12 protein-coding genes and 1 tRNA gene are annotated in these 14,783 nt (G+C 35.9%); 9 read left to right on the forward strand and 4 right to left on the reverse strand.

The features are described 5' to 3' along the window. Nucleotides 1-58: 58 nt before the first annotated feature. The 3 genes from RYK16_RS07155 to RYK16_RS07165 are packed head-to-tail and all read right to left on the reverse strand — an operon-like array spanning nucleotide 59 to nucleotide 3,967. Nucleotides 59-2,830: a type I restriction endonuclease subunit R gene (locus RYK16_RS07155; protein ID WP_314851584.1), complete on the reverse strand. Its 2,772-nt coding sequence runs from the start codon at nucleotides 2,828-2,830 to the stop codon at nucleotides 59-61. Between the two features lie 12 nt (nucleotides 2,831-2,842). After that, nucleotides 2,843-3,745, reverse strand: coding sequence for a DUF5655 domain-containing protein (locus RYK16_RS07160; protein ID WP_314851585.1), 903 nt, complete (start codon nucleotides 3,743-3,745; stop codon nucleotides 2,843-2,845). Nucleotides 3,746-3,748: 3 nt separating this feature from the next. Next, entirely contained in the window at nucleotides 3,749-3,967 is a 219-nt protein-coding gene (locus RYK16_RS07165) for a helix-turn-helix transcriptional regulator (RefSeq protein WP_314851586.1), read from the reverse strand. A 535-nt stretch (nucleotides 3,968-4,502) separates the two neighbouring features. On the opposite strand from RYK16_RS07165, the gene RYK16_RS07170 reads away from it, so the two are divergent. Next, nucleotides 4,503-4,814: a DUF4368 domain-containing protein gene (locus tag RYK16_RS07170; RefSeq protein WP_314851587.1), complete on the forward strand. Its 312-nt coding sequence runs from the start codon at nucleotides 4,503-4,505 to the stop codon at nucleotides 4,812-4,814. A 92-nt stretch (nucleotides 4,815-4,906) separates the two neighbouring features. Here RYK16_RS07170 and RYK16_RS07175 read toward each other — a convergent pair whose 3' ends face one another. Then, complete coding sequence (locus RYK16_RS07175; RefSeq protein ID WP_314851588.1) at nucleotides 4,907-5,815, reverse strand: sugar phosphate nucleotidyltransferase; 909 nt, start codon at nucleotides 5,813-5,815, stop codon at nucleotides 4,907-4,909. 98 nt (nucleotides 5,816-5,913) lie between these two features. On the opposite strand from RYK16_RS07175, the gene RYK16_RS07180 reads away from it, so the two are divergent. The 8 genes from RYK16_RS07180 to RYK16_RS07215 all read left to right on the forward strand — a co-directional run. Further along, a complete protein-coding gene (locus tag RYK16_RS07180) occupies nucleotides 5,914-6,477 on the forward strand; it encodes a Maf family protein (RefSeq protein ID WP_314851589.1) in 564 nt (187 codons plus the stop codon). Nucleotides 6,478-6,512: 35 nt separating this feature from the next. After that, nucleotides 6,513-6,583 (forward strand) — tRNA-Thr (locus tag RYK16_RS07185). Between the two features lie 242 nt (nucleotides 6,584-6,825). Beyond that, a complete protein-coding gene (locus RYK16_RS07190) occupies nucleotides 6,826-9,339 on the forward strand; it encodes a ribonucleoside-diphosphate reductase subunit alpha (RefSeq protein ID WP_314851590.1) in 2,514 nt (837 codons plus the stop codon). 11 nt (nucleotides 9,340-9,350) lie between these two features. After that, complete coding sequence (locus RYK16_RS07195; RefSeq protein ID WP_294020700.1) at nucleotides 9,351-10,400, forward strand: ribonucleotide-diphosphate reductase subunit beta; 1,050 nt, start codon at nucleotides 9,351-9,353, stop codon at nucleotides 10,398-10,400. An 84-nt stretch (nucleotides 10,401-10,484) separates the two neighbouring features. Beyond that, a complete protein-coding gene (gene cdaA / locus RYK16_RS07200) occupies nucleotides 10,485-11,609 on the forward strand; it encodes a diadenylate cyclase CdaA (RefSeq protein ID WP_294207686.1) in 1,125 nt (374 codons plus the stop codon). After that, nucleotides 11,609-12,997 carry a CdaR family protein gene (locus tag RYK16_RS07205; protein ID WP_314112564.1) on the forward strand — a complete coding sequence of 463 codons (1,389 nt, stop codon included), beginning with the start codon at nucleotides 11,609-11,611 and terminating at the stop codon, nucleotides 12,995-12,997. Before cdaA ends, RYK16_RS07205 begins: the two co-directional genes overlap by 1 nt. A 3-nt stretch (nucleotides 12,998-13,000) precedes the next feature. Next, entirely contained in the window at nucleotides 13,001-14,338 is a 1,338-nt protein-coding gene (gene glmM, locus RYK16_RS07210) for a phosphoglucosamine mutase (RefSeq protein WP_314851591.1), read from the forward strand. A gap of 12 nt (nucleotides 14,339-14,350) precedes the next feature. After that, nucleotides 14,351-14,783: NAD(P)-binding protein (locus RYK16_RS07215; protein WP_314851592.1), on the forward strand; the 433-nt coding region annotated here is incomplete at its 3' end.

Here is a 14,783-nt window from a genome sequence, read left to right on the forward strand (position 1 = left end):
TTTTACCTCCAATATCCTCTGTCTTATAACTAGAGGAGTATTTATAATATTTTGATTTTTATATACTATATTTGCTGACGTGTAATCTGATGAAGTCACAAATTCTTGTAACAAGTGATTTTTTCTTTAGCAGTGGCATTGGTGTTTCAATGCTATCACGCACATCTCCGGGATTTAATACCCCGGAGAAAGAATATTCTGAAATGAAATCTCCAAGCATTTTTACGTCAACATTTTCTGATTTAGCAAACTCTTCAATCTCTTCTTGTTTTTTCTTGTTTTCAAATTCATTGTATTCTACATCAATATCCTCTGAACCGGTTAAACCTAACACAACTTCATCCAAGAATGCTTTGAGAATGTCTATTTTTTTGTGTAGCTGCATATTATCCGAACGGTCAAGTTCGTGCCTTACGTGGTCAATATCAGCCGTACGAGCCTTTCCGTTATCAAAATGAATATTACGAATAAGGTTCATAATATATGCAACATTAATTCGGTTTGTTTCTAACAACTCTATGCAGAAGTCCACATCATCAAGAACTGAAACAACTTCTCTGTCAATCTTTGTTTTACGATACAAAAGAAGATATTTACTCTTGTAGTCTTGGAATTCCTGATCTGACATTTCAATAGAGTCACGTTCTGTTTTAAATTCAATAAAGGTTTGCAATGATAGCCATAATTTTGAAAGCTCACGGAAATTCACAACAAATTCCTTCTGGTCGTTTTCGTCCATTAGCATATCAATAGATGCAGGTGTTGGAACTAAATCTTTAATTTTAATTACCAGTTCATTAAATTTATGTACGAATGTGTTGAAATCAGGAGTTAGTATTCCTGTTGTATCATCAGATTGCGAGAATAGTGCCAATGCTTCATCTGTGTTCTTTTTAAGGTTACGGTAGCAAATGATTATACCCCAAGGCTTGGTTTCTTTTTCAACACGATTTGTACGGCTATAAGCTTGTAATAAGTCGTGATAAGCAAGTTTTTTATCTACATATAAAACAGATAAAGGTTTGCTGTCAAAGCCTGTTAAGAACATATTTACAACAATCAGAATATCAAGTTGCTTTGCTTTCTTGCCTTTTACTCTGTCGCTAATATCTTTGTGATAAGTACTGAATGTGTCAGTTGAAAAATTAGTATTGTATGTCTCGTTGTAATCTTTAATAATTCTTTCTAAGGAATCTCTGCTATGTTCATCTCTTCCTTCGTAATCTTCATTTGCTCCATAAGAGAAAATACCGCTGATATTCAAATCGTGGTCAATGCTCTTAAAAATGTCATAGTATTTAATAAGAGCAGGTATAGATGATACTGCAAAGATAGCCGTGTATTGCCTGTTTCTTGTTTTAGCTTTATGGTTTTCAACAATATGATTGGCAATCATTGTCATTCTGTCATCAGCCATATAAAGCTCTCCAACATCAATTGCCTCAGTCATAGTGCTGTCGTTTTCATCGTAATCGCCATCCATTGTTTTGATATATTCAACGTGAAAACCTAAAACATTATTATCAAATATTGCGTTTTTAATTAGATATGTGTGCAGACATTCACCAAATAACGATTTTGTTGTCTGAATTACTCTTCCTTCAGTTTTTCCATTCACTTCAAAACGAGGTGTTCCGGTAAAACCAAAAAATTGCGCTTTTTTAAAGTGTCTGACAATATCTTTATGCATATCACCAAACTGTGAACGATGACATTCATCAATAATAAAGATTACTTTTTCATCTGTATATGCATCTAATACTTTTGAATACTGAGGTTTTTTGATGGCAGTTGCCATTTTTTGGATAGTTGTTATGATTAGCTGGCGGTTCTTATCCTTCATCTGTTTAACTAAGATATCTGTTCTATCTGTTGTATCAACAGAGCCAGCTTCAAACTTGTTAAACTCTTCGGTGGTTTGTGAGTCTAAGTCCTTTCTGTCAACTAAGAATATTACTTTTTTTATATTTGGATCAGTCGCTAATATTTGTGCAGTTTTAAACGCAGTGAGCGTTTTACCTGCACCGGTTGTATGCCAAATGTAAGCATTTTTGTTTGTGAGTTTTGCTTGTCTGATAAGTGCTTCAGTTGCGTAAACTTGATAAGGACGCATTACCATCATATTTTTATCTGTATCATTTAACACTGTGAATTTACTTATCATTTTTGTAATCAAATCACGAGCAAGAAATACAACTGAAAAGTCTTTTAAGTTAGTTACACGTATATTGTTGTCATCCGTCCAAAAGAATGTATGAGAATATAAAATATCTTTATCACTATTTGCAAAGTATTTAGTATCAACACCATTTGAAACAACAAACAACTGAATAAAGTGATATAATCCCTGATAAGAGTGCTTTCTGTATCGCATTATTTGATTGACAGCTTCTTTAATATCGCCGCCTCTGCGTTTTAACTCTATTTGTACAAGAGGTAATCCGTTTACGAGCAAAGTAACATCATATCTATTAGTATATTTACCTACAACTGTTGTTTGATTTGCTACTTGGTATATATTCTTTGTATAATCTTCATCAAAAAAAGATACATAGATTTTTGTTGCATCATCACGCTCTAAAACAAATTTGTCTCTTAATATCTTAGCACTTTCAAAAATGCTCTTTCCGTTAGCGTAATTTAAAACACGTTCCCATTCTTTGTCTGAGAGTGATTTCTCGCATAATTTTATTTTATTAAATTTTTCAAATTGTGTTCTGAAGTTATGTTCCAATGCATTATAATCAGAGATTATAACACGACTGTAATCTTGTTTTTGTAATTGTTCTATAAGTTGCTCTTCAAGTTGAGCTTCACTTTGATATGACATATATTTATCCTCCTAATTTTCCTCATAAGATTTATCAATTAGATATTTGTATTTTTCAAAATCATCAATATTTTTTAAAAATACTCTAAGATCACCCGTTCCCCAATGACCCTTATTTCTGACATCTTCTACACAATTAGGTATTAGTTTTACATCATCAGGATTGATATTTAGATATAAAACCACAGAACTTTGATATACAACAACACATAAAAAATTTTTAATTTTTTTGTATGCAACATATCGTTTTAACTGATTTTCAGTTATATTGTCTCCCTGAGCCATAATATAGTTTTGAACAGTTACATATAGATTTTTAATCGTTTCATCAGCATCAGCTAAAGACTGAGAGAAATCTTTTATAGATTTTTGCTTTTTGTTAATATTAGAAACCGAATTGTAGTCGTCTGTTATAGGCTTCACTTGTGGCGCATTCAATAATTCTAAAGCAATTAAGTCTTCATCAAATTTCCTATATTTGACAAGTTTAATATTTCTCTGCATTTGATTTACTGCGTGTTCATCAAATTTCGTAAAGTCATTTGCAATACAAATAACACAAGGCATACTCCAGTCAATATTTCCGGATTTTTCTTTACCAAGGACTTCTTCAACAAGAAGTTGGAAATTTGCTTTATGGTCAAGAAGCCAATCCAAATAGAATAAGCCTTGATTAATAACATTTTCATTAATACTTCTTTTATATTCGATTATCACAGGACAATTATTCTCATCTATACCAATACTGTCCATTCTTCCGTTTGTTATAGCATATTCCGACTTTAAGAAAGTAACTCCAAAAAATGTTTGCAAGTTATTTTCAATAAGTGTTTGCAATTCTTTCTCGAGTGAAACTTTTTTAGGTGTTAATTCAACGACATCCTTTTTTATGCTAAATAATCTTAAGTCAGTCATAGTTTAATTTCCTTGTTGCTCTTCTGGTAAAATTTCCAAAATATCATCAACAGTGCAATCTAGTGCTCTACATATTTTAACTAAAATATCTGTTGTAACATTATCACCACGGTTTAGTTTCCTGATAGTGTAATCGCTTATATTTGCTTTTGTTTCTAAATCTTTTTTCTTCATATCTTTGTCAATGAGTAATTTCCAAAGACGTTTGTAGCTAACAGACATTTCTATACCTCCCGTCTTTCCGACATTTTAATTATGATAACATAAAGTTAATATATTTCCAACATATTATAGAGCGTTCTCTCTGTTTATTGTGATTTGTATGATGTAGTATCACAATTTCTCGACACCATAAAGCAAATCCGAAAATAACTGTTGAATTTCAAAATAGAATAATGAGCTGATTGCAAAATATCCTTGAAATAACAAACGTATTTTTGAAGAAAATCAAAATTAGGGTGTGCATTTTGATACCCCTTGTGCAAATATGTGAAGGAGTTGAATACACCACTTGTTTACGATAACGAATAGGAGGTTGTTGCTATGGCTTAGTATTCCGCATAATCCAACAGAACAAACAAAGCTCATTACAGAAAAAGAGAGTTCACGAATTAACGCAAACTCTTGAAATCAGCAAAAAGCGTATTGCAGATCTAGACAAGCTTTTCACTCGTATCTATGAAGACAATGCAATCGGCAAGCTACCTGATGATAGGTATTCAAAAATGGCTGTTGCATACGAAAAGAGCAAAAGGATTTGAAATTACTTATTTCCGATTGTGAAAAAGAACTTTGTAACGCTGAGAAAAAGACTGTTGATACGAAAACGTTGTATCAAGGTTTGATGGAATTCACAGAGATTAAGGAGCTTACACCTACGATTGTAAACAAGCCAATCAAACGCATAGAAGTTCGCAAACCTGAGAAAAAACATTCTCATAATTGTGTAAAGATTGATATTACCTTTACCGCTATTGGTCTATTTCAAAAGTCGGACGAGGCAGAAATTCAAAAGCTTATGCAGGGAGTTAAAGAAAATCCAAGTGAATATAAACAAATATCTGCATAAATGCAAACGGAGTAACACCCATAAGAGTGTTACTCCATCTACATTTCAAGAAACATCCTTATGCACGTGTGGCATTTAGCACAGGAGTTTTATTATTTCCAAAGAATATCTGGATAGATTCCAGCTTCCTTCATTTCAGCAATCTTACCAACTACAAGAGGCTTGTCTTCTTGATAAGTTACACCAAACCATTGGTCCTTAGAAGAAAGTACTTTAACAGTACACTTGCCATCCTTAACCATCTGGCCAACTGTTGTAGGAATAACGTATTCACACTTCATTGGGTTAGATGCTAGATTTGCATGAATGAATTCATCAAAGTATACTTCCATGTCATCAAATACTTTAGGTGTAAATCCCCAGAAGTTCATAGATACTAATGCATTAGGATCCATTTCTTTCCAAGTTCCGTTGTCATCATAAACAACCTTACCATCCTTACGAGCAATCTTTTGTACTTCAACAATGCTTGTTAGATTACCGTTTTCGTCTTGTTGGCATACACCACGTGTAACTGTTCCATGGTCTGTAAGTGTGTTATTTGCGGCATAACCAACCATTGCGTAATGGTCATCACTTACTTCTGTTGTTAAGAAGTTATAGATAACTTTATATGCATCCTTGCCATAGAAGTCATCTGCGTTGATAATCGCAAATGGTCCGTCAACAACACCCTTACATGCAAGTAATGCATGTGTTGTGCCCCATGGCTTTTCACGTCCTTCAGGTACAACAATATCTGCTGGGACATTGTTAATATCCTGATATGCAAACTTCACGTTCATTCCCTTAGATACACGGTCTGTGAGTGCAGCGTGGAATGCTTGTTCATGTTCACGACGGATGATGAGAACAACATCCTCAAATCCTGCTTCTTTTGCGTCATAGATAGAAAATTCTATGATTGGTTCACCATGGCTTCCGACTCCATCAATCTGTTTCATTCCACCATAGCGGCTACCCATTCCGGCAGCCAAAATAACTAATGTAGGCTTCTTCATTCTTAATCCCTTTCAATTTTTCCTTTGATAATTATATCACGTAAGCACTTTCATTAATTCCTAATTTTTCATAAAATAATAAAAGAAAGAGGTTATTTATGAGAGAAATTGTACTAGCTTCACAAAGTCCACGAAGAAAAGAGTTGTTAGAGAAAACAGGATTCCCGTTTATCTGTGATCCAGCAGATATCGATGAGACAATAAATCTAGAGGCAGACCTTGTTGAAGAAAGTAAAAATCTCTCTTATCGCAAGGCAAAGGTAGTTTTAGAGAGACATCCAGTGTCTATTGTAATTGGTAGTGATACTTTGGTGTTATGTGATAACCAAGTTATGGGAAAACCAGAAGATGATGCAGATGCTTTTCAGATGTTAAAGAAGCTTCAAAATCATAAGAGCCAAGTTCTAACCAGTTTATGTATCATTAGCCAAAAGAAATGTTTTACATACGCATGTATCACGGATGTATATTTCTCAAAAATGAGTGATGAAGAAATCTGGAATTATATTCATACAGGGGAAACAGCGGATAAAGCAGGAGCCTATGCAATCCAAGGATTTGGTGGCAGATACATCAAAGAAATTCATGGCGATTATTATGCCATTATGGGCCTACCTTTACAGGTTGTTTATGATGAGTTGAAAAACAGTACTGATTATTGATTTTTAGGTGTAGTTTGTTATTATATAAAGGCTATGCCGCTTTAGTATAGTGGTAATACGCATCCATGGTAAGGATGAACGAGCAGTTCAATTCTGCTAAGCGGCACTCTATATAAGAAGTCCTTAAGGGACTTTTTTTGTTATTTTCAATGAGATTTATGCAAAGTTTTCATGCACCAGAAATGAAAATATCGGATGATTTCAGAGAATAAAATGAGGGATTTTCAGCATTCAAAATAATAGTGCTTTTAGAGGGGAAATTTATCGAAAAAATTGGGCATTGAGATAGAAAAAAGTTCAATTTTTTATTATGCTATTGAAAGACAGAATTTAGTGGAGGTAGAAGTTGTGGATAGGATTGTAAAACGTAACGGACAAGTTGTTCCATATGATGGAGCTAAGATTATTTTAGCGATAGAAAAATCTTTCCTAAGCGTAAATGAAAGTGTTGATCAAACATATCTTTCTGACTTACTAGTGCAGATTGAAGCACAGTTCGACGGTCGTCAAGAAGTTGATGTTGAAGAAATTCAAGATACTGTTGAAAAAATCTTGATGAAGAATGAAAAGTATAACGTCGCAAAGAGTTATATCTTATACCGTGAAAAGCGCACACAGATGCGTAATGAACGCCTTGAGTTAGTGAAACTCATTGGGGATGAAGAGTTGGAAGATGTTTTGGTTGATATCCAGAAGGCTTATCCAGACTATGACTTAAAGAGATTGTATGAGAAGTTCTCTACAATGTCTAAAGAAGGTCAATCTCTAAAAGATAGAATTGCTCTATTAACAAGAAGTTCTGCTGAACTTACAACGAAAGAAGAACCAAACTGGGAAAGAATTGCAGGCCGTTTACTCAGTTACAGTATTGCTTGTGATTTAAAAGCGACTGAAGAGAAACTAGGTCTAACAAGCTTCTACCATAAGATTTCCTATATGATTGAACAAGGTCTATATGGAGCATATATCTTAGAAAACTATTCTCATAAAGAAGTTGATGAAATCGCAACATTAATTGACAATAAACGTAATAACTTATTCACATATAGTGGTTTGGACTTATTATCCCAACGTTATTTGATTCGTAGCCACCAACATGTTCTATTGGAATCACCACAGGAAATGTACATTGGTATTGCGATGCATTTAGCAATGAAGGAAACAAATGATCGTATCGGTTGGGTTAAGAAGTTCTACGATATGATGAGTTTACATCAGGTAACAATGGCAACTCCTACACAAGCAAATGCGAGAAAGCCATATCATCAGTTATCTAGCTGTTTTATTGATACTGTTCCTGATTCATTGGATGGGATCTATCATTCCATTTCTAACTTCGCTGATGTTAGTAAGTTCGGTGGTGGAATGGGTATGTATTTAGGTAAGGTTCGCTCCCGTGGTGGATCAATCCGTGGTTTTGAAGGCGCTTCTGGTGGTGTTATCCGTTGGATTCGTGTCATCAATGATACTGCAGTTGCGGTTGACCAACTTGGTGTAAGAGCAGGTGCTGTAGCAGTATATCTCGATGTATGGCATAAAGACTTACCTGAATTCTTACAATTACGTACAAATAACGGTGATGACCGTATGAAGGCTCATGACGTTTTCCCTGCAGTATGCTATCCAGACTTATTCTGGAAGATGGTGAAGGAAGACATGAACCAAGATTGGTATCTTCTTGATCCACATGATGTCCTGATGATTAAGGGTTATTGCCTTGAGGACTTCTATGGCGAAGAATGGGAAAAGAGATATTGGGAATGTGTACATGACAATCGTATCTCTAAACGTGTTCTTGTATTAAAGGAAGTTGTACGTTTAATCCTGAAGTCTATGGTAGAAACAGGAACTCCATTTGCTTTCTATCGTGATGCAGTTAACCGTGCAAATCCTAATAAGCACAAGGGTATGATTTATAGCTCTAACCTCTGTACAGAAATTGCACAGAATATGTCTGAAGTGAAGCAGGTTTCTCGTGTTATCAAGACAGAGGATGGCGATGAAGTTATCGTTACAACAACAAAGCCAGGTGATTATGTTGTGTGTAACTTAGCTTCATTATGTTTAGGTAATATTAATGTGACAGATCCAAAGGAAATCGAAGAAGTTACTGCAACTGTAGTACGTGCTCTTGATAACGTTATCGATCTAAACTTCTATCCATTACCAAATGCAAAAGTAACAAACCATAAGTATCGTTCTATTGGACTTGGTGTCAGTGGTTACCACCACATGCTTGCAAAGAACCACATCATGTGGGAAAGCGAAGAACACTTGAAGTTTGTAGATGAAGTATTTGAAAATATTGCATATGCATCGATTAAGGCAAGTAATGCGTTAGCCAAGGAACGTGGAAGCTATCAATTCTTTGAAGGCTCTGAGTGGCAGACAGGTGTGTACTTCGACCAGCGTGGGTATGACTCTGCACGTTGGAAAGAACTAAAGGAAGAAGTACATGCAACAGGTATGCGTAATGCATATGTATTGGCAGTCGCTCCAACAAGTTCTACATCAATCTTAATCGGTACTTCTGCGGGACTTGATCCAGTTATGAATCGTTTCTTCTTAGAAGAAAAGAAGGGTTCTATCTTGCCAAGAACTGCACCAGAATTATCTGCAGATACGTATTGGTACTACAAGACAGCACATACAATTGACCAGACTTGGTCAGTTAGAGCTGCTGGTATCCGTCAGCGCCATATCGACCAAGCACAGAGCTTTAACTTATGGATTACAAATGACTATAAGATGAGTCAGTTATTACAGTTATATGTGCTAGCATATGATTGTGGAGTTAAGACTATCTACTACACACGTTCTAAGGCCTTAGATCCTGAGGATTGTGAAAGTTGTTCCGCATAGGAGGTAGAAACATGCAGACAGATCAGATTAATCGTAAACCGTTATTCAACCCTGAGGGTGATATTGATGTACGTAATCGTCGTCTTATCAACTTCAATACAACAAATATCAATGACTTCAATAACATGAAGTATAACTGGGTATCTGATTGGTACCGTCAAGCAATGAATAACTTCTGGGTGCCAGAAGAAATCAACTTGAACCAAGACAAGTCAGATTATCCACGTCTTAGCCTAGCGGAAAAGACAGCATACGATAAGATTTTGAGTTTCTTAGTTTACTTGGATTCTCTACAATCTGCTAACTTACCAAACATTTCTCAGTACATTACTGCAAATGAAGTTAACTTATGTTTGTCTATCCAGACATTCCAAGAGTGCATTCACTCACAGTCTTACAGTTACATGCTAGACTCCATTTGTTCTCCTGAACAGAGAAATGATATCCTCTATCAGTGGAAGACAGATGAGCACTTATTAAAGAGAAATGAATTCATTGGTGAACTCTATAATGAGTTCGTTGCCAAGCAAGATAAACAATCTTTCTTGAGAGTTTGTATTGCAAACTTTATTCTAGAGGGCGTTTATTTCTACTCTGGATTTATGTTCTTCTATAACCTTGCTAGAAATGGCAAGATGCCAGGAAGTGTACAGGAAATTCGTTACATCAACCGTGATGAATCAACACACTTATGGTTATTCCGTAACATCTTGGTAGAGTTACAGAAGGAAGAACCAGAGTTATTTACACCAGAAAATATTCAGATGATTCGCGATATGATGAATACTGGTGTTGAACAAGAAATTGCATGGGGACACTATGTAATTGGTGATGAAATTCCAGGCTTAAATAAGCAGATGGTTACCGATTATATCAAGTATCTTGGTAATACACGTTTTGCGACATTAGGTTTTGGTAATCTGTATGAAGAATATGCTGAGGAACCAGAATCCATGAAGTGGGTAAAACAATACTCAGACGCAAACATGGTAAAGACTGATTTCTTTGAAGCTAGACCATCCGCATATGCTAAGAGTGGTGCAATTGAAGATGACCTATAAGGTCATCTTTTTCTTTTGATGGGCTATAGTGAGCATGGTGGTGTGTGGTATAATAAGAACATATTTGAAAGGGGGATATGTTTAATGTCAGCCTATAACTTATCATCATTGTGGGACAAGTTTTTAACTTTCAGTACGACAGTTATCGATATAGTAGTAATTTGGATGATTATCTTAGCTGCACTACGTATTGTTCGTGGTAAGAGCAGTACTATGCAGATATTTAAAGGTATTATCTTTGTCATCATTGTAGATGTACTTGCAAAAGTCATGAATCTTAAAACTTTGCAGTTTTTAACAAACATGTTTATTAACTGGGGATTCTTAGCAGTTATTATTATCTTTCAACCAGAAATCCGTACGATTTTGGAAAGACTTGGTAAGAGTAGTTTCTTCTCTAGAATGAGTTCACTTAGTGGTAATGAAAAGGAAAAACTGGTGGACAATATTGTGACTGCAGTACGTTTATTGAGTGCAGATCAAACTGGTGCTTTAATCTCTATTGAGAAGTCTCATCCTCTGGATGATTTTATTGCGACTGGTACACGTTTGAATTCTGATGTAACTGCAGAACTTTTAACTTCCATCTTTGTTACTTCGACACCACTACATGATGGAGCAGTGATTATCCAGGGTGATAAGATTGCATGTGCAAGTGCATATTTCCCTCCAACAACAGCAGATATTCCATCTCGATATGGTTCAAGACACCGTGCGGCAATTGGTATTAGCGAAATTACAGATGCGATTACAATTGTTGTTTCGGAAGAAACAGGAAATGTATCGATTGCAGAAGGTGGCAAGTTGATTGCTGTAAATGAACAACAACTGCGTAAATATCTAACACATATCATCGTTGGTCAAACCGAAGAAAATGGTGAAGATGACGATGATGAAACTATGATTGAAGCCGATGTGCATGAACTTCAAACAAAGATGGATGATACACCAGCTGCTAATGAAGAAACAATTCTTGAAACAGGAAAGATTACTGCAGAGGAAGTTATTCCGGCTGAACAAAATGGTACATCCACAAATAAAAAACATGCATTACAGGATGTACATGAAGCAGCAGATGCGGCTGCAAAAGCTGCGTCAATAAAGCTTCCGCATAAGAAGAAGCGCCCAACGCCAAGTTATCCAACACATAACAAAGCAAATTATAAACAATCAGATACCTCTGATCATAAGCAAGGAGGTGAACGATAATGGCAAATAAGAAAAAACACCATATGGATCATAATAAGCTTGAACTTGCAAAACATCTTGCAAATCAATCAAAGCGCATATCAAGTCAATATGATCGATTTGTAAAGAATATTATCCATTTCATTCACTACGCTTCTACAGGGATTGACCGCGTATTGTTTAATGCAAAATATGCAAAAGTTGTATCGTTGATATTAGCTGCACTGTTATATGTCGTTGTAAACTACAACGATATCACATCGCTATATCAGACATCACTTAAGACAAGTCGTACTGTTCAAAATGTTGCGGTATATGTACAATATGATACGCAAGAGTATGAAATTTCAGGAATTCCAACAACAACTGATGTTACGATTACAGGTGATGCGACAAGTGTTACTGCTGCAAGCACCATAAATGGCAAGGTTGTTGCAGACCTAACAAACTTAACAGAGGGAACCCATGCAGTAACATTGATTGCGGAGGGATTCGGAGATTCTGTTAGTACAATCGTTAACCCATCGAATGCGGTTGTAACAATCAAGAAGAAAGTTACACAGCAGTTCTCGCTATCTTATGATATTATTCATCGCGATAAGATGGATGGTATTTATAACGTAGGTACTCCTCAGTTTGCGTCTTCTGTCGTAGATGTACGTGCTTCACAGGATACATTAAATCAGATTGCCTTTGTAAAGGCACTTATCGACGTATCCAATCAAACTGCGGATTTTGAACAAGATGCAAAACTTGTTGCCTACGATGCAAATGGTCAAATTGTAAATGTAGATATCGAACCTCAAACCATGCATGTATATGTACCAGTTACTTCACCTAACAAGACAGTTCCGATTGAAGTAAAGATTAAGGGTACACCTGGTGATAATCAGGCAGTCGCTTCAGCTGTGGCTGATAAACAGACTGTTACAATCTATGGCACGGAAAGTGCATTACTTGATATCGATAAAATTACAGTTGAAGTTGATGTTTCAAATCTTACAAAAGATACAACAGTATCACAAGATATTACACTTCCTACAGGTATTACGTCAGCAACAGTTTCTACTGTTAGTGTTGATGTAAAGCTTGGCGCAGCTACAACAAGAACAATCACATCAGTTCCAATCAATTACAAGAACAATGTGCATAACTACAAAGCTACACAAGAGGATAATATTACTACGATGGATGTAGAAGTATTTGGTACACAGGATAATATCAGTAAGATTACAGCAAATGATATTTATCTATATATCGATATGTCTACGGCAGAGCCAGGACAACATGAGTTTGAAGTGATGGTGGAACAACCATCAACAGGACTTGTGAAATACAGCCTAAAAAACAATAAACTAACACTCACAGTTTTAGGTGATCAAAATACCCAACAGAAAGAGGGAGAATAGCGTATGGGACGATATTTTGGCACGGATGGTATCCGTGGAAAAGCAAATGAAGTATTAACAGCAGAGAGAGCCTTCCAGGTTGGAAGATACTTGGGATACTATTTCAGCAAAGAAGGAAAAAATAAAATCGTTATCGGCAAGGATACAAGACTATCTAGTGATATGTTTGAGAATGCACTAGCAGCAGGTATTACGTCCGAAGGTTGTGATGCATATCTAGCAGGATACTGCCCAACACCAATGATTTGCCTTTTGACAAAGGAGAATGGCTTTGCCTGTGGTGCGATGATTTCTGCTAGTCATAATCCTTTCTACGATAATGGTATTAAAGTCTTCTCCAACGATGGCTTTAAGTTATCTAGTGATATTGAAGGCCTCATTGAAGACTATATTGATGGTAAAGTTACAATTCCATATCGTACAGATAGTGAAATTGGTAAGGTTATCGCATATCCACAAGGAATTGAAATTTACTTAGATTGGATTGTAAAAGAATATCCATTAGATTTGAGTGGATGGAAGATTGCGATTGATTGTGCAAACGGTTCTTCATCATTTACAGCTAAGAAGGCACTGGAACGATTGGGTGCTGAAGTAACAGCGTTCCACAATGAGCCAAATGGTATCAACATCAATACAAAGTGTGGTTCAACACATCCTGAATTATTCTGTGAAGAGATGAAGAAGGGTGATTATACTGTTGGTTTAACATTTGATGGTGATGCGGATCGCCAGATTATGGTTCGTCCAGATGGAGAACTTGTAAACGGTGACTTCATGTTGTACATCGTTGGTAAATATTTACGCGATTTAAATAAGTTAACAAATAACACAATTGTTACAACAGTTATGGCAAATCTTGGTTTATATAAAGCCATGGAACGTGAAGGAATTCAAGTTGAAAAGACACAGGTAGGAGATAAGTATGTCTCTGAAGTCATGTTCCGCGATAACTATGTTATCGGTGGTGAACAGAGTGGACATATCATCCTCAAGGAACATGCCACAACGGGTGATGGTTTATTAACGGCTCTTTCTGTGCTTGAAGTTATGAAGAATACTGGTAAGGGTATTATCGAGCTTTGTGATGGACTTAAGATTTATCCACAGTTACTAGTAAATGTGAAGGTGACTGATAAGACACTTGTAATGGATGATAAAGAAGTTCAAAAATCAATCGATGAAGTAAATGAAGAACTCAATGGTAATGGTCGTATCCTTGTTCGTCCAAGTGGAACAGAACCATTATTACGCGTAATGGCTGAAGCTGAGACAGATGAAATCTGTGAACGTCTAGTAGGGAAGGTTGCAGATATTATCCGTAGAAAATACGGTGCTTAATAAGGAGTACATATGAAACAATATGATTATCTAGTTGTAGGTGCTGGATTATTTGGTGCGGTATTTGCCCAACAGGCAAAAGAAAAGGGCAAGAAAGTTCTTGTCATTGATAAGCGTCCTCATATTGCTGGTAATATCTACACAAAGAAGGTAGAAGGTATTGATGTACATGAGTATGGCGCACATATTTTCCATACAAATGATAGAGATGTTTGGAAGTACGTTACGAAATTTATCGAATTTAATCGTTTTACAAATTCGCCAGTTGCCAATTACCATGGGGAGTTATATTCTTTGCCATTCAACATGTATACATTTAATAAAATGTGGGGTGTTGTAACACCAGAAGAAGCGATTAACAAAATCGAAGAACAGAAGAAAGCTGCTAATATTACAACAGCGACAAATCTTGAAGAACAGGCAATCTCACTTGTTGGAACAGATA

The sequence above is a fragment of the uncultured Solobacterium sp. genome (assembly GCF_963550625.1).
Classification (GTDB): domain Bacteria; phylum Bacillota_I; class Bacilli_A; order Erysipelotrichales; family Erysipelotrichaceae; genus Bulleidia.